At 60.7% G+C, this 20,063-nt stretch carries 18 protein-coding genes; 7 read left to right on the top strand and 11 right to left on the bottom strand.

The window, feature by feature from the left end; genetic code table 11:
- The first annotated feature begins 26 nt into the window (after positions 1 to 26).
- On the top strand, positions 27 to 1,454 hold the full coding sequence (gene der, locus ACO08A_RS27750; protein ID WP_422041827.1) for a ribosome biogenesis GTPase Der: 1,428 nt from the start codon (positions 27 to 29) through the stop codon (positions 1,452 to 1,454).
- A gap of 79 nt (positions 1,455 to 1,533) precedes the next feature.
- Positions 1,534 to 2,334 carry an inositol monophosphatase family protein gene (locus tag ACO08A_RS27745; RefSeq protein ID WP_421982581.1) on the top strand — a complete coding sequence of 267 codons (801 nt, stop codon included), beginning with the start codon at positions 1,534 to 1,536 and terminating at the stop codon, positions 2,332 to 2,334.
- Positions 2,335 to 2,354: 20 nt separating this feature from the next.
- Here ACO08A_RS27745 and ACO08A_RS27740 read toward each other — a convergent pair whose 3' ends face one another.
- The 11 genes from ACO08A_RS27740 to rpsF form a co-directional block, all read right to left on the bottom strand.
- Positions 2,355 to 2,726, bottom strand: a complete 372-nt coding sequence (locus ACO08A_RS27740; protein WP_422039078.1) for a VOC family protein — start codon at positions 2,724 to 2,726, stop codon at positions 2,355 to 2,357.
- 122 nt (positions 2,727 to 2,848) lie between these two features.
- Positions 2,849 to 3,574 (bottom strand): SDR family NAD(P)-dependent oxidoreductase, encoded by a 726-nt coding sequence (locus tag ACO08A_RS27735; protein ID WP_422039077.1) that lies wholly within the window; start codon positions 3,572 to 3,574, stop codon positions 2,849 to 2,851.
- Positions 3,575 to 3,585: 11 nt separating this feature from the next.
- Positions 3,586 to 5,052 (bottom strand): amidophosphoribosyltransferase, encoded by a 1,467-nt coding sequence (gene purF, locus ACO08A_RS27730; RefSeq protein ID WP_422039076.1) that lies wholly within the window; start codon positions 5,050 to 5,052, stop codon positions 3,586 to 3,588.
- A 144-nt stretch (positions 5,053 to 5,196) separates the two neighbouring features.
- The gene (locus tag ACO08A_RS27725) at positions 5,197 to 5,808 is read right to left on the bottom strand and encodes a CvpA family protein (protein WP_422039075.1); all 612 of its coding nucleotides are present in this window, start codon (positions 5,806 to 5,808) and stop codon (positions 5,197 to 5,199) included.
- Between the two features lie 73 nt (positions 5,809 to 5,881).
- Positions 5,882 to 7,276 carry a DNA repair protein RadA gene (gene radA, locus ACO08A_RS27720; RefSeq protein ID WP_422039074.1) on the bottom strand — a complete coding sequence of 465 codons (1,395 nt, stop codon included), beginning with the start codon at positions 7,274 to 7,276 and terminating at the stop codon, positions 5,882 to 5,884.
- Between the two features lie 11 nt (positions 7,277 to 7,287).
- The gene (gene alr / locus ACO08A_RS27715) at positions 7,288 to 8,430 is read right to left on the bottom strand and encodes an alanine racemase (RefSeq protein ID WP_422039073.1); all 1,143 of its coding nucleotides are present in this window, start codon (positions 8,428 to 8,430) and stop codon (positions 7,288 to 7,290) included.
- 145 nt (positions 8,431 to 8,575) lie between these two features.
- On the bottom strand, positions 8,576 to 8,851 hold the full coding sequence (locus ACO08A_RS27710) for a PilZ domain-containing protein (RefSeq protein ID WP_421982588.1): 276 nt from the start codon (positions 8,849 to 8,851) through the stop codon (positions 8,576 to 8,578).
- 201 nt (positions 8,852 to 9,052) lie between these two features.
- Positions 9,053 to 10,537: a replicative DNA helicase gene (locus tag ACO08A_RS27705; RefSeq protein WP_422039071.1), complete on the bottom strand. Its 1,485-nt coding sequence runs from the start codon at positions 10,535 to 10,537 to the stop codon at positions 9,053 to 9,055.
- Between the two features lie 370 nt (positions 10,538 to 10,907).
- Positions 10,908 to 11,519, bottom strand: coding sequence for a 50S ribosomal protein L9 (gene rplI, locus ACO08A_RS27700; protein ID WP_422039070.1), 612 nt, complete (start codon positions 11,517 to 11,519; stop codon positions 10,908 to 10,910).
- Between the two features lie 108 nt (positions 11,520 to 11,627).
- Complete coding sequence (gene rpsR, locus ACO08A_RS27695) at positions 11,628 to 11,876, bottom strand: 30S ribosomal protein S18 (protein ID WP_029066450.1); 249 nt, start codon at positions 11,874 to 11,876, stop codon at positions 11,628 to 11,630.
- 6 nt (positions 11,877 to 11,882) lie between these two features.
- Entirely contained in the window at positions 11,883 to 12,320 is a 438-nt protein-coding gene (gene rpsF / locus ACO08A_RS27690) for a 30S ribosomal protein S6 (RefSeq protein WP_421982591.1), read from the bottom strand.
- 452 nt (positions 12,321 to 12,772) lie between these two features.
- Between rpsF and ACO08A_RS27685 the strand changes: the two genes are divergently transcribed.
- From ACO08A_RS27685 to fabF, 5 genes are all read left to right on the top strand, one after another.
- Positions 12,773 to 16,183, top strand: a complete 3,411-nt coding sequence (locus ACO08A_RS27685) for a P-loop NTPase fold protein (RefSeq protein ID WP_422039068.1) — start codon at positions 12,773 to 12,775, stop codon at positions 16,181 to 16,183.
- A gap of 270 nt (positions 16,184 to 16,453) precedes the next feature.
- Entirely contained in the window at positions 16,454 to 17,398 is a 945-nt protein-coding gene (gene fabD / locus ACO08A_RS27680; protein WP_422039067.1) for an ACP S-malonyltransferase, read from the top strand.
- Positions 17,399 to 17,464: 66 nt separating this feature from the next.
- On the top strand, positions 17,465 to 18,202 hold the full coding sequence (gene fabG, locus ACO08A_RS27675; RefSeq protein ID WP_421982594.1) for a 3-oxoacyl-[acyl-carrier-protein] reductase: 738 nt from the start codon (positions 17,465 to 17,467) through the stop codon (positions 18,200 to 18,202).
- A gap of 244 nt (positions 18,203 to 18,446) precedes the next feature.
- Positions 18,447 to 18,680 carry an acyl carrier protein gene (locus tag ACO08A_RS27670; RefSeq protein ID WP_006931822.1) on the top strand — a complete coding sequence of 78 codons (234 nt, stop codon included), beginning with the start codon at positions 18,447 to 18,449 and terminating at the stop codon, positions 18,678 to 18,680.
- An 82-nt stretch (positions 18,681 to 18,762) separates the two neighbouring features.
- On the top strand, positions 18,763 to 20,028 hold the full coding sequence (fabF, locus tag ACO08A_RS27665) for a beta-ketoacyl-ACP synthase II (RefSeq protein WP_422039066.1): 1,266 nt from the start codon (positions 18,763 to 18,765) through the stop codon (positions 20,026 to 20,028).
- Positions 20,029 to 20,063 lie beyond the last annotated feature (35 nt).

The following is a 20,063-nucleotide window of genomic DNA, read 5'->3' as shown; positions in this document are numbered from 1 at the left end:
AAGCCCGCATGTCAGGAGAAACTGCTGTGGGCGCAACTGTCGCCATTGTCGGACGGCCGAATGTCGGCAAGTCCACCTTGTTCAATCGTCTGGTCGGCAAACGGCTGGCGCTGGTCGACGACACGCCGGGCGTGACCCGGGACCGTCGTCCCGGCGACGCGCGTCTTGGCGATCTCCGCTTCACGATCATTGATACGGCCGGTCTCGAGGAAGCCGACAGGAGCAGCCTTGAAGGGCGCATGCGCCGCCAGACGGAAGAGGCGATAAACACGGCCGACGCCGTTCTGTTCCTCATTGACGCGCGCGCAGGCGTAACGCCGCTGGATGCGCATTTCGCGGATGTCGCACGGAAAACCACGCGACCCGTGATCCTCTTGGCCAACAAAGCGGAAGGCCGTGCGGGGGAGAGCGGGCTTTACGAATCCTATTCCCTTGGCCTTGGCGAACCGATTGCGATTTCGGCGGAACACGGTGAGGGTCTCGCCGATCTCTACGATGCCCTGAAGCCGCATGTCGACCGCGTGAGCGAAGAAGAAGAGGCGCGCCGCGAGGAAGCCGTCACCAATGTCGACGTGAACGAAGACGGGGAACTGATAGATGACGAAGACCCGGTCGGCACTGTGGAGCGCCCGCTCAGGGTCGCCATCGTCGGACGGCCCAATGCGGGCAAGTCGACCCTGATCAACAAGATGGTCGGTGAAGACCGGATGTTGACCGGACCGGAAGCAGGCATCACGCGGGACAGCATTTCCGTCGACTGGACCTGGCGCGACCGGCACATCAAGCTGTTTGATACCGCCGGTATCCGCAGGAAGGCGCGCGTTCAGGAGAAGCTGGAAAAGCTCTCGGTCGCCGACGCGCTTCGCGCGATCAAGTTCGCTGAAGTGGTCGTGGTCACGCTCGATGCCACGATGTCGTTCGAAAAGCAGGACCTGCAGATCATCGACCTGGTCGCGCGCGAGGGGCGCGCGCTGGTGATTGCGATCAACAAGTGGGACCTGATCGAGGACCGGGAAGCTGCCTGGAAAAAGATCCGCGATGCCAACGAGCGCTATTTCAACCAGATAAGAGGCGTTCAGATCGTCACGCTCTCCGGGATCCAGGGACAGGGGATCGAGCGCCTGGTGGAAACCGTCTTCACGGCCTACGAGGCCTGGAACGCACATGTGTCCACCGCCAAGCTGAACCGATGGCTCGACCGGGTCACGGCCACGCACCCGCCTCCGGCTGTATCGGGTCGGCGTATCCGCCTGCGCTACATGACGCAGCCGAAGACACGGCCGCCGCATTTCGTGGTTTTCTGTTCGCGCCCCGAACAGCTGCCCGAAAGCTACACCCGCTATCTGGTCAATTCCTTGCGGGAGGCCTTTGACATCAAGGGCACGCCGGTCCGCCTTGCCTATCGCAAGGGCGACAACCCCTACGCCCCCAAGAAGAAACGAAAGATACAGTAGCCGCCGCCCTGTCGGGCGGGTGGCTGCAGTGCTGGTGTTTTCCCTGTTTGCCTGAAAGACATAGTGAAGGAGCTTTTTGATGATTTCCGAACGACTTGCTTTTGCCGAAAGCCTTGCGATCAAGGCAGGTAAACTCGGTCTGGAATATTTTCGAAAGCTGGACACGCTGACGATTACCCAGAAGGGACACCAGGACCTGGTTTCCGAAGCTGACCGAAACGTCGAGACGCTGATCCGGAAGGAACTTGCGGCCGCCTATCCCGATGACGGAATTCTCGGCGAAGAACACGGTATGGAAGAGGGCGCATCCGGGTACACCTGGGTCACCGATCCGATTGACGGAACCGCGAATTTCGTCACCGGCATTCCGCAATGGTGCGTCATCATTGCATGTGTTCACCAGGGGCAGGTGATCGTCGGCGTCATCCACGATCCGGTCGCCGGCGAAACCTTCACCGCGGGAGCTGGGCAGGGCGCGTTTCTGAACGGCAAGGCCATAAGCGTGTCGAGCAGCGACAGCCTGGCAGTCGGTTCGGTCGGTGTCGGCTTCAACGGCCGCACGGCCATTACCGATGCCGTCAATGTGGTCGGCGCGCTTGTCTCGAAGGGAGGCGTGTTCTTCCGCAATGCTTCGGGCGGTCTCATGCTGGCCTATACCGCATCCGGGCGCCTGATCGGCTATGTCGAATCGCACATGAATGCCTGGGATTGCCTTGCCGGCATGCTTCTGATCAGGGAAGCCGGCGGTATGGTCATGGATCAGGACGTCAATCACGCGCTCTATCACGGTGCGCGAATTGTCGTCGGCTCGCCGGGTGTCTACGGCGATCTGAAGGAAATTGCCGACAGCTCCTTCGCACCGCTCGAGGCGGCGGAATAGCCAGCCCTCGGGTCCGTACCCTAGACGTGCTGGTCGACCAGGACCGGATTGCCGTCCGGATCGACCAGCACGAAACTGGCCGGACCGGTTGTTGTCTCGTCCGCTTCCGCCTGAAAGACATATCCCTTGGCCTTGAGGTCTTTCTGCAGCTCCCGGATGTCCTGAAAGTCGTCGAGTTTCCCGGCGCTCTGGTCCCAGCCGGGATTGAATGTCAGCATGTTCTTTTCGAACATGCCCTGAAACAGGCCGATGACGGTGTCACCGTTTTTCAGGATGACCCAGCCGTCCGATCCCGAGCCTCCCATGTCCGAAAACCCGAGCCCCTCGTAAAAGGCCTTCGATTTCTGAATATCCTTGACCGTGAGGCTGATTGAAAACGCACCGAGCTGCATGTGACGGCCTCCTGTACCGTTGATTGAACCAGCGGCATGGTTTCAAAGGCTAGGCAAGGTTGCAAGCGCTGCGGTGCTGTCCTACCAGAGCGAAGGTAGCGCAGGTGAGGAAAGCGTGCGGTTCAGCTGGACCACTCGCCGCTGACGCGGTCGAACAGGGCGCCGGTGCGGTAGACGCCTGGGGTGACGAGTTCGACAAGTTCTGCGGCTACTTCGGCCGGTGCTGGCAGGTTTTCCGGAGTTTCGCCCGGCATCGCCTTGGCACGCAGGCCCGTGCGCGTCGGCCCGGGATCAGCCAGGTTGATCTTCATGTTTGTCTGCAGGCTCTCGTTTGCCCAGGTCTTTGCCATCGCTTCGACAGCAGACTTGCTGATCGACTGAAGCCCCCAGAACGCGGTCCGGGTCTGCGATTGAACCGCGGTCAGAAAGAGTGCGCGTCCAGCGTCTGATTGGCGCAGGAGCGGATCGAGTGATCTGATCAGGCGCCAGTTGGCCGTCACGTTAACCGCCATCACCTTTTCGAAATCCTTCGGGCTGATGTGCCCGAGCGGGGACAGGACGCCGAGCATGCCCGCGTTGCCGACCAGAATGTCGAGCTTCTTCCAGCGCTCGAAGATGGCCAGACCCAACCGGTCGAGTGCATCGAAATCCGTGAGATCCACCGGCACCAGCGTCGTCTGCCCACCGGTCGCCTTGATCTCGTCGTCGAGGTCTTCCAGGCCGCCGACGGTGCGGGCGAGGGCGATGACATGCGCTCCGCGTGCTGCGAGCAGCTTTGCGAGCTGATAACCAATGCCGCGGGACGCGCCGGTCACCAGCGCGACCCGGCCTTCAAGATCATTCGTCATTTTCTGGTCTCTTAGCGAACTTCCACGAGACGCGGCGCGCTGACAAAGTCGTTGTCTTCCGACAGATCTGTCAGGGGCGTCGGGTAGTCGCCGGTAAAACAGTGGTCCGTGAACTGCGGATTCGCATCATCACGCCCGTCATAGCCCATTGACTTGTAGATGCCGTCGACGGAAAGAAACGCCAGGCTGTCAGCTCCGATATAGGCCTGCATTTCCTCCAGGCTGTATTTCGCGGCCAGCAGCTTCTCGCGAACCGGTGTGTCGATGCCGTAATAGTCCGAATAGCGGATCGGCGGGCTGGCAAGCCGGAAATGAACTTCCCTTGCACCTGCTTCGCGGATCATCTGGACGATCTTCACCGACGTCGTGCCGCGCACGAGGCTGTCGTCGACGAGGACAACGCGCTTGCCCTCGATCTGTGCCCGGTTTGCGGAGTGCTTCATCTTGACGCCAAGTGCCCGGATCTGCTGTGTCGGTTCGATGAAGGTCCGGCCGACATAGTGATTGCGGATGATCCCGAGCTCGAACGGAACACCGCTTTCCTGGCTGAAACCGATTGCCGCCGGGACGCCGCTGTCGGGAACGGGAACGATCACGTCTGCCTCGACGCTGGTCTCGCGGGCAAGCTGTTTGCCCATCTCGCGGCGCACGTCGTAGACACTGCGTCCGCCGACGATCGAATCCGGCCGCGAGAAATAGATGTATTCGAAAATGCAGGGCCGCGCCGTCTGCTTGCCGAACGGGAAGTAGGACTGGATGCCGGTCGAGGTGCAGACGATTACTTCGCCGTTTTCCACTTCACGTATGAACTTCGCACCGATAATGTCGAGAGCGCAGGTCTCCGAGGCCAGGATGGGAGCGCCATTCAGGTCCCCGAGCACAAGCGGGCGAATGCCAAGAGGGTCACGTGCGCCGATCAGCTTCTTGGAAGTCAGCGCCACAAGCGAATAGGCGCCTTCCATCTGCATAATCGCTTCCATGAACCGCTCGACGATTTTCGCCTTGCGGGAGCGGGCAACCAGCTGAAGGACCACTTCGGAATCCGACGTCGACTGGCAGATGGCGCCGTCCCGGATGAGCTGTTGTCTCAGGGTGAGCGCGTTGGTGAAGTTGCCGTTGTGGCAGACCGCGATGCCGCCGCCGTCAAGCTCGGCGAACAGCGGCTGGACATTGCGCAGGATCGTTTCGCCCGTTGTGGAGTAACGCACGTGCCCGATCGCGGCACGGCCCGTCAGCCTTCCGATGGTTTCGGCATCCGAGAAGTGATCGCCGACCAGTCCCAGGTGTCGTTCTGCCCGGAACTGCTCATTGTCGAAGGTAACGATGCCCGCCGCTTCCTGGCCGCGATGCTGGAGCGCATGCAGTCCGAGCGCCGTCAGGGCGCTGGCATCCTCATGTCCCAGAATTCCGAACACGCCACACTCTTCTCGAAGTGTGTCACCGTCCAAAAGATCATGCACTTCGGTTCCGCCAGCCATGGCGAACACTCCTTATATTGACCGGTCATGAGCCGGTCCGGGAAGTTGATTGCTCCGCTATAAGCACGAAAGCAGCATTGTCGTCCAGCACGCGGCAAGGCGGAGGCAGGACAGTTTACAGTTCGATGTGCACCCATTCGGGCGTCAGTTGTTATCGCTCGTCAGTTGCTCCAGCCCCTGACGTTCCGCGTCGCTGTATTCTGGCTCTTCAGACGGTGCTCCGGCACCGCTGCCGGTCAGGTCCGCATCGCGGATCCTGTCAAGGATCGCCTTTTCCGGATCTTCCGGCAGCACCGCAACGAGGCGCTCGCCGATAGAAAGCAGAATGGGCCGGGACTTGGCGTCCAGAACCCACTCCGGCTGCTGCTCCGGTTGCACGAACCAGTTGAAGAACATCATCGCCACGACGACCAGAAGCAGGCCGCGCACGGCTCCGAACACGAAACCGAGGGTCCGGTCGAGAGCGCCGATCCGGCTGTCCAGGACAAAGTCGGAGATCCGCATCGTGATGTAGCTGACGATCACCAGCGTCACCAGGAACACGGCCGCTGCCGAAGCTCCCGCGGCGACCAGATCGTGAGATATGTATTGTTTTGCATATGGCAAGACCCGCTCGTAGAGCAGAAATGCCGCAGCTGCCGCTGCAACCCAGGAAACGATTGACAGAACTTCCCGGACAAAACCGCGGATCATCGCAAGAACCGCCGAAATGAACATGATGGCCAAGAGCAGTCCGTCCAGAATGGTTATCGGCATGTTCCTGAAAAGTCCCTTTGTCTGGCGCTCAAATGCGCTTCAATCTCAATCCCGATCCGCCCGGCATCTTGCGTCAATTGCCCCCCGACGCACCAGCCTCAGCGGACAGTTTGGCGACAAATTCCCCAAGTTCCGCAAGGCCTGAAGCCTTGAATGGCGACCCGGCTCCGTCCTTCAGGTTTCCTTCCGGACACATCGCCTGGTCGAAGCCGAGTTTTTCCGCTTCCTTGAGCCTGGACTGGGCCTGGGCCACCGGCCGGATGGCTCCCGATAAGCTGACCTCGCCGAAATAGACGCAATTGGCCGGAAGGGCAAGTCCGCTGAGCGATGATATCAGGGCTGCGGCGACGGCAAGATCGGCCCCGGGTTCGTTGATTTTAAGGCCGCCGGCCACGTTCAGGTAGACATCGTGCTGTGAAAAGCGGACGCCGCACCGAGCTTCGAGCACAGCCAGGATCATGGAGAGCCGTGCATTGTCCCACCCGATGACGGCCCGGCGCGGTGTGCCGAGCGACGACTGCGCCACGAGAGCCTGGATTTCGATGAGCAGCGGACGCGAGCCTTCCAGCCCGGCGAAGACCGCCGCACCGGGGGCCGAAGTGGTCCGGTCGCCAAGGAAGAGCGCCGACGGATTGGCCACTTCCACGAGACCTTTTCCCGTCATTTCAAAGACGCCGATCTCGTCGGTGGCCCCGAAACGGTTCTTGACCGACCGCAGGATGCGGTATTGGTGCGCCCCGTCTCCTTCGAAATAGAGCACGGCGTCGACCATGTGTTCGACAACCCTGGGGCCGGCGATCTGGCCATCCTTGGTGACGTGGCCCACGAGCACCAGGGTCGTGCCGTTCTTCTTGGCGTAGCGCACCATCGCCTGTGCCGATGCGCGCACCTGCGTCACGGTTCCGGGCGGCGATTCCACCTGGTCGGTCCACAAGGTCTGAACGGAATCGAGGATCAGCATTGCCGGCGGCTTGTCTGCCTCGAGCGTTGCGAGAATGTCTTCAACGCTGGTTTCGGCCGCCAGGGCAACAGGCGCATCGGAGAGGCCGAGGCGCTCGGCACGCAACCGCACCTGTCCGATGGCCTCTTCGCCTGAGATATACACTGTCTTGTGGCCGAGATGGGCAAGCTGCGCCGCCGCCTGCACCAGCAGCGTTGATTTTCCGATCCCCGGGTCGCCGCCGACCAGCAGCGCGGAACCGCGGACAAAGCCTCCGCCTGTGACCCGGTCCAGTTCAGCGACATTCGTCTGTATCCGGGGCGCTTCCTTCGTGTCCCCCGACAGACCGACAAGCGGAACGACGCGGCCCTTGCTGCGCGCGGCACGTGCCGGACCGCCGCCGATGCCGCCGCCCGACTGTTCCTCGACGATTGTGTTCCATTCACCGCAGGATTCGCAGCGGCCGACCCATTTCGCGGTCACCGCGCCGCATGACTGGCAGACAAAGGATGTGGACCGCCGGGCCATGCAATCTCCAATCAGGTGAGGGGGCCGTAGACGCGTTCGAAGCGCCGCCCGAGACTTGTCAGGTATTCGTAGTCGATCGTGTCCGCATAAGCCGCCAGGTCCGCCGCTGCAACATTGGGGCCCATCATTTCCACATATGCGCCGCGTTCGACGAGGTGTTCGGGAATATCGGTGACATCCAGCGTGATCATGTCCATGGAGATCCGGCCGAGGATGGGCGCCTTGTGGCCCGCGATCATGGCGAAGCCGCCGGGCCGTTCATCCGTCGAGCCGGCCCGGCGCAGCATGCCGTCGGCATAGCCAGCGGCCACCACGGCGTTCCTGAGGGGGCGTTTGGCCGTGTGCAGCGCGCCGTAGCCGATCGTGTCGCCTTCCGGCACATCGCGCACGATCATGATGCGTGCCTCGACCTTGGCCACCGGTGTCATCGGGTTGTGTTCATCCTCGATCGCCTGGCCGCCGTAAAGCGAGATGCCGGGCCGCACGACATCGAAATGATAGTCACGCCCCATGAGGACGCCCGCGGAATTTGCCAGCGACCTTGGAAGATGGGCGTGAGGAGCCGTCACGTCGCGAAAGAGATCCAGCTGGCGCCTGTTCATCTCATGCGCCGGTGTCGACCCGCAGGCCAGGTGGCTCATCAGAAGCGATGGCACGAACGGACCCATCATGCTTGGATCGCCGAGCGATCGGGCAAATTCCGCCGGAGAAAGACCGAGACGGTGAATTCCGGTGTCCACGTGTACGGCGGCATCGAACGATCTGCCGGATTCCTTGCACAGCCCGGTCCATTCCTCCAGTTCGGCCAGGGACCCGAGCACCGGCCGTATGTCGTGCTCAAGGTAGGGGCCGCTTGTTCCGGGCAGGAGACCGTTCAGGGCGTAGATGACGGCATCCGGCAAAACCTGCCGCAACGCGACAGCCTCGGCCGGCACCGCGACGAAGAAGGTCCGGCATCCGGCCGCGAAAAGAGCCTTTCCGACGGCTTTCTGGCCGGTCCCGTAGGCGTCGGCCTTGATGGCTGCCGCGCATTCGCTGTTTCCGCCCAGCCTGTCGTTGAGAAAGCGCCAATTCCGTGAAACTGCGTCAACGTCGATCGTAAGCCTGCCGCCATAGAGGTCGGACGGAAATCGGTTTTCTGGGGGTGCTGACACTGTCTGGCGCTGCTCCGGCACATGCGACGGCTCAAGGATTCGCGCGCCAGTCTAGAGCATTTTTCGGGAGGAGTTCCAATTCAAAAAAGTGCGGCGCAGGCCAAATTCTGCGCACGTCTTCTTGCTCCTGCCGCCGATCATCGGATCAGTCCTGGTAGAGGAATTCGATTCCGGCTTCATCCGTCCGGATCCACCGGACTTCACCGTGAAAGCGCAGCTTCTTGCTTTCCACTTCAAGGACGATTTTCTGGTTGCTTTTCAGGCCTTTGGTCTTTGTCGCAATACGGCAACCGCCTGCGCTGATATCTTCAACGACGCAGGGTTGATGGCTCTTCTCGAATTTCAGGATTCCAGGCCACTTGCAGCGCTTGCGCGGGAAGATCCTGGTCTCCTCCAGTAATTTTTGTGTCGGTGAAATCACGAGGCTCGTTTCCGGTGCGAGACACAACAGACTTAATATTATTGCCCTAAAGTAAGCAAAGGGCCTTAAAGATGGTTTAAAATTGTCAATTCATACAATTCGAAATTGCGACACAAATGGTTGTATTTATCGAAGTAAATCTACCATTGCGCGCAATGGCGCTCGAATTGCCGGAATGCGTGCCGGCAGGCGGCCGCGGACCTACTCGTAGCGCTGCGGCAGATGATCGTCTTCCGCAAGATCGGAAAAACGCGTGAATTCGCCCTGGAAGTGCAGATTGGCGGTGCCCGTCGGTCCGTGCCTCTGCTTGGCAATGATCACTTCGGCCTTGCCTTTCGCGGCGTCATGCTTGGCCTCCCAAGCGGCATATTCGGGCGATCCGACTTCGGGTTCCGTCTTGGAGAGGTAATATTCCTCGCGGTACACGAACAGGACGACATCGGCGTCCTGCTCGATGGAACCGGATTCGCGCAGGTCCGACATCATGGGACGTTTGTCGTCCCGCGATTCGACCTGACGGGAAAGCTGGGAGAGGGCAATGATCGGCACGTTCAGCTCCTTGGCGAGAGCTTTCAGACCGGTCGTGATTTCCGTGATCTCCTGCACCCGGTTACCGGAGTTCTTTGCGGATCCGGACAGAAGCTGAATATAGTCCACGACAAGCAGGTCCAGTCCGCGCTGCCGCTTGAGCCTGCGGGCCTTTGCCACGAGAGACGCAATGGAGATGCCGCCGGTCTGGTCGACATGCAGCGGAACCGACTGCATGGTCTGCGCACAGGCGGCAAGTTTCTCGAATTCCGCTTCCGTTATGTCGCCGCGGCGGATCTTGGACGAGGAGATCTCTGCCTGTTCGGAAATGATACGGGTTGCCAGCTGTTCCGCCGACATTTCAAGCGAGAAGAACCCGACGACACCGCCATTCACGGTCTTGATCGCGCCGTCCTTCTGTTCTTCCGACTTGTAGGCCTGCGCGATGTTGTAGGCGATGTTGGTAGCAAGCGACGTTTTGCCCATCGCAGGACGACCGGCAAGGACGATCAGGTCCGAATGCTGCAGACCGCCCATGAGCCGATCCAGCTCCCGGAGCCCGGTGGAAATGCCGGACAGGGCACCTTCACGGTTGTAGGCGGCATGTGCCATTTCGATCGTTTCCGTCAGCGCGTCGCCGAAGGCAACGAACCCGCCTTCGCTGCGCCCCGTTTCGGCAAGCTCGAACAAACGGCGCTCCGCGTCGTCGATCTGTTGTCCCGGAGGAACGTCGATCGGCGCATCGAACGCGATGTTGACCATGTCTTCGCCGATCCGGATCAGGTTCCTGCGGATCGCGAGATCGTAGATCGTGCGTCCGTAGTCTTCTGCGTTGATGATCGAGGCGGCGTCGCCTGCCAGGCGCAGCAGGAACTGGGTTGCGGACAGGTCTGCGATTTTCGCGTCTGCCGGGTAGAAGGTTTTCAGCGTGATTGGAGACGCAGTCTTGCCGGCACGGATCAGATGGCCGATTTTCTCGTAGATGTCCTGATGGGACGGCACGAAAAGGTGGTGCGGTTCCAGAAAGTCGGAGACCCGGTAGAACGTTTCATTGTTCACCAGGATGGCGCCCAGCAGCTGCCGTTCAGCTTCTGCGTTATGCGGCGCGAGACGTTGAACGTCTTCTTCCGTTTCGACCTTCTTAAGCGTGCCCTTCATACCGACCCCCGATGACCCAAGTTCATTCGGCATACCTTCACTTGCTGGCCGTCTCAAGGCTCAAAAACAGCTGTCATTGATTCCCACCGGCTTGTGCAGATCAGCGGGGAAAGACTCGAATCCTTCTTGACTCCGAACCTCTTTGAAGACTCAAGGCGATAGAGCTTAGTCCTTGAAATCAATTATGTTTTCAAATGCGTTAATGAGAGGTTAACGAATTCCGCTGTGCTTTCAAAGCCTTGCCTGAGGTTCCGTACGCGTTGCTTTAGGGAGGCGGTCAGGGTGTGCCACAAGGGTTGCCGGCAAAACAAAAAAACGGCGCTGCAAGCAGCGCCGTTCCATAAATCTGCCGGAATGATTCTTCAGCCGGTCAGGCTGTTTCTTCTTCCTCGGCTGCAACTTCCTCGACAGCCTCGCCATCGGTCTCGTCTGCAGCTTCGCCCTCTTCGGCTTCGGCTTCTTCGTCTTCTTCGAATTCGAAGACGTCCTGCTCGGGCGTGGTGAGATCTTCACCGGCTGCCTGGCGCACCGCTTCGTCTTCGGAGCGGGCGACGTTCACGCTGACGGTGACCTCGACTTCCGGGTGCAGGCGGATCAGGACGCTGTGCAGGCCGATCGTCTTGATCGGGGAGCGCAGTTCGACCTGGCTGCGGGCGACGGAGAAGCCGGCCTCGGTCAGGCCTTCGGCAATGTCGCGCGTGGAAACGGAACCGTAGAGCTGGCCTGTTTCACCGGCGGACCGGATCATGACCAAGGCTTCGCCGTCCAGCTTGGAGGCGACGGCTTCGGCTTCGCTCTTGCGTTCCAGGTTGCGTGCTTCGAGTTGCGCGCGTTCGCGCTCGAAACGCTCCAGGTTGGCCTTGTTGGCACGCAGCGCCTTGCCCTGCGGCAGCAGGTAGTTGCGGGCATAGCCGTCACGAACGCGGACGGTGTCACCCATCTGGCCGAGCTTGGCGATGCGCTCAAGAAGAATGATTTGCATTTTGTTTCTCCTACTGTCCCGCCCTTGGGCGGTTAGAGACCGTTTGTCCGCGGTCCCAATACGGATCTCCCGGGCTTACCCGGGAGAGCGGGTTTCGCTTCGGAAACCTTAGCTGATCACGAACGGCAGCAGGCCGAGAAGGCGGGCACGCTTGATGGCGCGGGCCAGCTCACGCTGCTTTTTCGCGGAAACCGCGGTGATGCGGCTCGGAACGATCTTGCCGCGCTCGGAAATGTAGCGCTGCAGAAGACGGATGTCCTTGTAGTCGATCTTCGGTGCGTTGGAACCGGAGAACGGGCAGGTCTTCCTGCGGCGGAAGAAGGGACGGCGGCTCGGAAGCTGTGCAATATCAACCATTGTCTCTTACTCCTCGTCACCACGGCGCGGCGGACGGCCGCCACCGGAACGTTCACCGCGGTCGCCCCGGTCACCTCTGTCACCGCGGTCTCCACGGCCACCGCCACGGCGGTCGTCGCGGTCACGCTTCTGCATCATTGCGGACGGTTCTTCATCCAGTTCGTCGACCTTGAAGGTCATGAAGCGAAGGACATCTTCGCTGAGGCCCATCTGACGCTCCATCTCGGCAACAGCAGCGTGCGGTGCCGTGATGTTCATCAGGGTGTAGTGAGCCTTGCGGTTCTTCTTGATGCGGTATGCAAGGGTCCGCAGACCCCAGTTCTCGATCTTGCCGACAGAACCGCCAGCGCCTTCGATGAGGCCCTTGTACTGTTCGACGAGCGTTTCGACCTGCTGGGCCGAAACGTCCTGGCGCGCCAGGAATACGTGCTCATAAAGAGGCATGAAACAAGCCTTTCTTCGTGTTGACAACGCGGGATTGGCGCAAAGCCTCCTCGTAGACCCGGAAAGGCGCACGAGAAATCTTACGGGAGTGGGAACACGGGAAGTCGGATCTTTTATTAAGCTCCTGGCAAACGCCCTTCCGTTCAGCCCCCGGCCAAAGCCCGGATGAAGCGCGCTGTATACTCCGATTTCGGGAAATTGCAAGGGGCCGTTCCCGGAATATCGCAGGGATCTGCACCGTCGGTGCCCCGAACTGCTTTAAGCCCCTGTTTCATGGAACGTCAACAGCTCCCGCGCAGCGGTTCCACCGTGAAGAAGCCCGGCCGTTGTCTCAAAGAGTGGCCGCATGTCATTCATCCGGTAAACCCGTCCTGGACCCGCCCCACGAGAAGACCCTTGGAAGGTTTACTAGGCAGCACCTGCGCGCATAGAGTGTGAGTGGGGGATTGGCCATGACAAAAGTATCTAAGGGGTTTGACCGCAAAATACTCGAGGGCTGGCTGAATGAGCGACCGGTTGACGTCGCGCTCGTCATCGCGGCCAGGTCGGCACAGCGGGTCGCGCCAATGTTGGCCGGCTTGTTCAACAACAAGCTGGAGGCTCCGGACAGCATACTCCTGCCGCTCTTCCGTGCCATGGCATTGCCACTGGCTGCAGCCAGATATCCAGCTCGTAGCAATGAGATGTGGGCTGCCACTTCCACCGCCGCCACCAGGGCTGCCGCCGCTAGCGGTGCCTTCACCACTGCTGACGCTGCCAGAGCTGCCGCCGACGCTGCCACCGCCGCCGCTGTCAGCGCTGATGCCTTCGCCGCCTTTGCGACCGCAGCTGACGACGCTTTCGCTGCCTTCGCCGCCGTCGCCACCGCCGCCAACAGAGCCTCCGCCGACGCCGCCGCCACCGCTACCGCCGCTGCGGCCACCGCCAGTACCGCCAGCGTGTCCGCTCTTGAAGCCGATCTTGATCATATAGAATCCACTGTTAGCTCCTTCGGCCTCGCTGAAACGCCACTTTGGCCTGACAATCAAATCCCCGACGAGGTTTACAAGGAGTGGGAAAACCTGAAATCCCGGCTCCTGTCTCTTGGACGGGACTGGGAGGTCTGGACCGGATGGTACGAAGACCGTCTGTCCGGCCGCCCGGCGCAAAACGTAGCATTGGAAGTCGCGAGCGTGACTTTACCCGAGGCGATGTGGGCTGAGGGACCCGCATTGGTCAATTCCACGATCAGGGAGCTTACGGATCTTGCCGAGGAGGGCGGCGATGAGGCCGTGGACCGGCGTATGGAGGAGTTGCGGCATGAGTTTTCGGAAGCTCCGGTGGAATCGGAGGGGACATCTGAAGAAGACGCGGAACCATCGGAAAGCGTTCCCGCAGCCCGAAATGTTTGGCTGTTGCAGTACAACCCGGATCAGTGGTCGCCAACGGGAGCCTTTCAGAAAGGCGAAGCGCTCTGGTGGAAAACCAGAAAGGCTTTGCCGCGTGATCTCGAGCCGGGCGATTTGGTCATCTATTGGCGGACAAAAAAAACCGGTGGCGTCGTCGGGACGGGAACGGTGCTCTCGAACGAACTGAGCCCGAAGGATGAAGACGACTGGAGCGGCTTTCAGACAAAGGTTCTCGAGTTCGACGAATCCAGGCTTGTCCCGCGCACGGAAGCGATTGAAGCCGCCGGCATTGACCGCAAATACTGGCAAGGTGCCGTATTGGACCTGCCGGAGGATCAGGCCGTCCGGCTGAACGAATTTCTTGTTTCCAGGGGTTGGCAGCCGTTCCTGAGCGACGCACCCGATCCTGTTCAGGACGCGTTTCTTGATATCGATGACGTGGCCCGGCAACGGATCACGGGTGAAATCAGCATGCGCCGCGACGATGCGGAGCGGGATCACGATGCGCTTGGACGCGCGCCGCTTGCCATGGCTCTGGCATGGGCGCTGCACGAGATCTGGTGCGATGTGCAGGGATTGGGAGACGGGGCGGATCGGCATTCGCAGGAAGAAGCGCCGGGTTTTGTTGCGCACGTTGACGCGCCCTGGGGAGGAGGCAAGACGAGTTTTGCCAACCTGATCGCCCGGACACTCCATCCCGGTCTCGACGACAAGGTTCCGGAATTCCTGCAAAAACGCTATCCGGACCGCACCGACATGAGCGGGCTGTTTCTGGCCGCGGCGCATGAAAAGGGCGGCCTCGTTGAAAACGAGCGGGCAAAATATGACCGCACGGCGCGCCGTCCCTGGATCATCGTTCCCTATAACGCCTGGCTCAACCAGCATGTCGATCCGCCCTGGTGGAGCTTTTACCAGACGATCCGCAAGGTCTGTTTCCGCGCCATCCGCGAGGAGGGGTGCCCCGAAGTCGTTCAGAAGGGCGACGGCAGTTACAGGAACAGGCAAGAAAGCTGGTTTGACCGGTTCGACCGTTGGCGCGGCTTGTGGGTCCGGGAACTCTGGTGGCGGCTGACAACGCCAAAAGTGGCCATCCAGCTTGTCATCGCTGGTGCGTCTTTTGTCGTCGGTTACCTGCTTTATCAGTTCGGCATAGTGGCGGCCGGTTCCGACAAGGCAGTTGTTGCGACCACCTCCGGCATCGGGGTGGTGCTTGCACTGATCACCGGGTCCGGATCCTTTGTCGTTGCGGCGGTCACCGTATTGGCCGATGCGCTTGCACCGGGCCGCAATGCGCTCGGCGAGAGAGTTGCGCTCGGGTCGACGGACCCGCTCCGGCGTTTCCGGCGGCACTTTGCAAGAATGATGCAGGCCGTCGAGCGCCCCGTTCTCGTGATTATAGATGACATCGACCGCTGCGAACCCAAGTTCGTTGTCGAGATGACCCGCGGTCTGCAGACGATCCTCAAGAGCCCGCGGGTTGTCTATCTGCTCCTCGGTGACCGAAACTGGATCGAACAGGCCTTCGAGGTCTGCCACGAGGACATGAACAAGATCGATGTCGGTGCGGAGCATACGTTCGGCGGGCGCTTTGTCGAAAAGGCCATTCAGCTCTCCTTCATTCTGCCCAGCATATCCGGAAAGAAGGAGGACTATGTCCGCGAGGTCCTGACCGGCCGGAGGTCCGGATCTGCCGGTGGCGCGGCAGCGCCGCCGGCCGGAGATCAAAACGCAGCGGCGGAAGCAAATGGCACGTCTAGGCCGAACGCACCAGCGGGCGGAACCGTTGAAGACGGAGGCAAACCGGAGGCCCGGAGCGGTGAGACGAGTGGGGATTTTCCCGCAGAAGTGTCACCGGACGAGCTGCTCAGGGTCCGCCGCGAGATGTCCCAGGCCCGGACCGCGCAGGAAATCTCGGCGGTGGGGGCCGAGCAAAGCAAGACGGTCGGAGGAGACCGCGCCCTGAAAAGAGCGGTGCGCGAGGAAGCGGTGCTGCGCCGCGCCGCGCAAAGGGAGGAGGTCGAGGAAGCCATACGCCACTGGCTTCAGCCATTGGCACGATTTCTCCCGGGCAATCCGCGTCACATCAAGCGGATTATCAATGCCGTCTTCATGTATCAGAACAGCCTGCTGCTGACCGAAGAAGACTACGACGAAGCGGACTTCGGCGGAGAGCAATGGCGTCAGCTTGTCATCGGTGTTGTTCTGATGGTCGGCTATCCGAACTCATGGTCGATCCTGAGCCGGCACCCGGACTGGGTCGAACCGCTGTCCGCCGGATTGGAGACCTTGCCGGCATCGGGATCACCGGACAAGGAAACTCTGGAGGCGTACAAAAAACTTCAGCGGAACACGAACTTTGTGGAACTTCTGAGTAAGACCGAGCTCCGCAATTCGGATGGCGAGGTCCAGGAGACACACATTACCGAAGAGACTGTCCGATGGTTGAACGACCTGATCCCGCTGAATGCGCACTAGTTACCTGAATTTGAAGTTCGACTCCTGTTGCGGCGGGCTTCGAACGAACTTCAAATTCACCGCACTAGAGCGCGCTGTTTGGGCCCTTTACGCTTTTCGTCCGGCGCAAACTTGGCCTTTGGGGCTTGACATGCCTAGGGTCTCCGTTTCATAGGCTGCCGCCAACGTCGTGCGGCTGTGTGGAAAAGCTGCGTGAGACATTCTCTTCCTTGCCGCGGAACCAGACAGAAGAAAACATCTGCGCCGCAGCCGATATGGAGAAAAATCCAGATGACCATAGCGTTCACATTTCCAGGCCAGGGCAGCCAGAGCGTCGGAATGGGCAAGGTGCTTGCCGATACCTTTCCCGAGGCAAAAGCCGTCTTCGATGAAGTGGACGATGCGCTCGGACAGAAACTGTCCGACATCATGTGGAATGGCCCGGAAGAGACACTGACACTGACGGCGAACGCCCAGCCCGCGCTGATGGCCGTCAGCCTCGCCACCATGCGCGTGCTTGAGGCGAAGGGATTGGACCTGAAAGACAGCGTCGCCTTCGTCGCCGGGCATTCTCTTGGAGAATACTCGGCGCTGGCCGCTGCGGGCAGCCTGGACCTCGCAACAACCGCCCGTCTGCTCCGCGTACGCGGGGATGCCATGCAGAACGCCGTTCCGGTCGGCATGGGCGCGATGGCGGCCTTGCTCGGTCTGGACTTCGACGTTGCCGCGGAAGTCGCCCAGGAGGCCGCGCAGGGCGAGGTCTGCCAGGCCGCCAACGACAATGCTCCGGGCCAGGTGGTGGTTTCCGGCCATCTTGCTGCCGTTGAGCGTGCGGTCGAGATTGCCAAGGCAAAGGGTGCCCGGCGCGCCGTGATGCTGCCGGTCAGCGCACCGTTTCACTGCTCCTTGATGTCGCCGGCCGCAGACGCCATGTCAGAAGCGCTTGCGAATGCCGAAGTCAGGTCGCCGGCGGTGCCGCTGGTCGCCAACGTTCTGGCCGAGCCGATCTCCGATCCGTCGGACATCCGCGCGCGGCTGGTCGAGCAGGTAACCGGCACCGTTCGCTGGCGCGAAAGCGTGCTCTGGCTTGCGGGTCAGGGCGTCGACACCTTTGTCGAAGTCGGCACCGGCAAGGTGCTTTCGGGCATGATCAGGCGCATTCACAAGGAATCGACGGGCATGGCCGTGAACACGCCGGAAGACATTGACGCGCTGGTTGAGAAGCTCGGCGGATAGTCCGCATCGCTCGTGGCGCGATGCCGCCATGCGCAGGATCGAAGATTGATGAGGGAAGGACCCCAAATGTTCAGCTTGGAAGGCAAGAACGCGCTCGTCACGGGCGCAACGGGTGGCATCGGTGAAGCGATTGCCCGCATGTTGCACGCACAAGGAGCATCCGTTTCCCTTTCGGGCACACGCGCTGAAAAGCTGGAAGCTCTGGCATCCGAGCTGGGCGAGCGGGCATACGTGACACCGGCCAACCTGTCGGATCGTGCGGCCGTCGACGCCCTGTTGCCGGCAGCCGAGGAGAAAATGGGGTCGGTCGACATTCTTGTGAACAATGCCGGGATCACGCGTGACAACATCTTCATGCGCATGAAGGACGAGGAGTGGGATCAGGTGCTCGAGGTCAACCTGAGCTCCGGTTTCCGCATTTGCCGGGCCGCCATCAAGGGCATGATGAAACGCCGCTCCGGCCGTATCATCGGCATCACCTCCGTGGTCGGTGTGACCGGAAATCCCGGTCAGGTCAACTATGCCGCGGCAAAGGCGGGAATGATCGGCATGTACAAGTCCCTTGCGCGCGAAGTGGCGAGCCGGAACATTACGGTCAATGCCGTGGCGCCCGGTTTCATCGAAACGGCCATGACCGACGCGCTGAACGACAAGCAAAAAGAATCAATTCTGGCGAGCGTTCCTGCCGGTCGATTGGGCACCTCTGCCGAGATTGCTTCTGCCGTGCTTTATCTGGCGAGTGAGGAGGCCGCGTACGTGACGGGCCAGACACTTCACGTCAATGGTGGCATGGCCATGATTTAAAAGGGAATTTTGCCGAGCAGGCAAAAAGAAACCAGGCCGTTTCAAAGCGGTCCGGACTGGCTGGTAATGGTCAACAAAGTGTGTTACCAACCCGCCGATTGTTACGAATTGCGTTGTTGGGTCCGGTCTCCCGGCGCAGTGACGCTGAGACATCTTCAAGACCGCGAGTTGGTACTGTCTCCTTGTTCAATGGGCCGAGACAGTTTCGCGAGTGCTGAATAGACGAAAAATAAGGAAGTGAAAGATGAGCGATATCGCGGATCGGGTGAAGAAAATTGTTGTTGAACACCTCGGTGTTGACGCCGACAAGGTTGTGGAAGGCGCAAGCTTCATCGATGATCTTGGCGCTGACAGCCTCGACACCGTCGAGCTGGTCATGGCATTTGAAGAAGAGTTCGGTGTTGAAATTCCCGACACGGCTGCCGAGACCATCCTGACTGTCGGTGACGCGGTCAAGTTTCTGGAAGCAAACAAGTAAGGGGCAACCCTGCTTGAATTTGGGTTAAGATCGGGCCGGCGGGGAGTGCTCCGCCTGGCCCTTCCAACGTAAGTGCAGGTGTATGAGGCGAGTTGTCGTAACTGGGTTGGGCATGGTGACGCCGCTTGGCGGTAACGTCGATGCCACTTGGAAAGGGATCCTCGAAGGAAAGAGCGGGGCCAACAAGGTCACGAATTTCAAGGTCGACGATCTGGCTTGCCAGATTGCCGCCCAGATCCCCCGCGACCCTGGCGAGGAAGGGGCGTTCAATCCGGATGACTGGATGGACGTCAAGGAACAGCGCAAGGTCGACGACTTCATCGTCTACGCCATGGCTGCCGCCGATCAGGCGATGGCGGACTCAGGCTTCAAGGCCGAAACCTACGAACAGCAGGCGCGCTCCGGCGTCCTGATCGGTTCGGGTATCGGCGGCTTGCAGGGCATCGAGCAGGGCGCGCACCTGCTCGCCGAGAAAGGCCCGCGCCGCGTCAGTCCCTTCTTCATTCCCGGTCGGCTGATCAACCTCGCCGGCGGCTATGTCTCCATCAGGCACAGCCTGAAGGGGCCGAACCATGCCGTTGTGACCGCCTGTTCGACGGGCGCGCATGCAATCGGCGATGCGTCGCGGCTGATCGCCTTCGGCGACGCGGACGTGATGGTTGCCGGCGGCGCGGAATCTCCGGTCTGCCGTCTGGCGATTGCCGGGTTTGCCGCCTGCAGGGCACTGTCGACCGGTTTCAACGATACCCCCGAAAAGGGGTCCCGCCCGTATGACATCGCCCGTGACGGGTTCGTCATGGGGGAAGGCGCCGGCGTTGTGGTTCTGGAAGAATACGAACATGCCGTGAAGCGGGGTGCCACGATCTATGCCGAAGTGATCGGCTACGGTCTGTCCGGCGATGCCTATCACATCACGGCGCCGTCTTCCGATGGCGACGGTGCCTACAGATGCATGGAAGCCGCCCTGAAGCGCGCCGGCATCACGCCTGCGGATATTGACTATGTCAATGCGCACGGAACCTCCACGCCTCTCGGCGATGAAATCGAGCTCGGCGCCGTAACCAGGCTGGCCGGCGAAAGCGCCTCGGGCCTGACGATGTCGTCGACCAAGTCGTCGATCGGGCACTTGCTTGGCGCGGCCGGGGCCGTCGAGGCAATCTTCTCGATCCTGGCGATCCGGGATGGCATGGCACCGCCGACGATCAATCTCGACAATCCTTCCGTGGAAACGGAGATCGATCTGGTGCCGCATGCGCCGAAGCAACTGGACATCAATGTGGCCTTGTCGAACTCATTCGGCTTTGGCGGGACGAACGCATCGCTTGTCTTCCGTAAAGTTGCCGCATAACCCCTTCAAGTTCTGTCCTGCCGGTACTGATTCTC

Source organism: Roseibium sp. (genome assembly GCF_965232425.1).
Classification (GTDB): domain Bacteria; phylum Pseudomonadota; class Alphaproteobacteria; order Rhizobiales; family Stappiaceae; genus Roseibium.
This window is presented reverse-complemented; position numbering and strand designations above follow the sequence as displayed.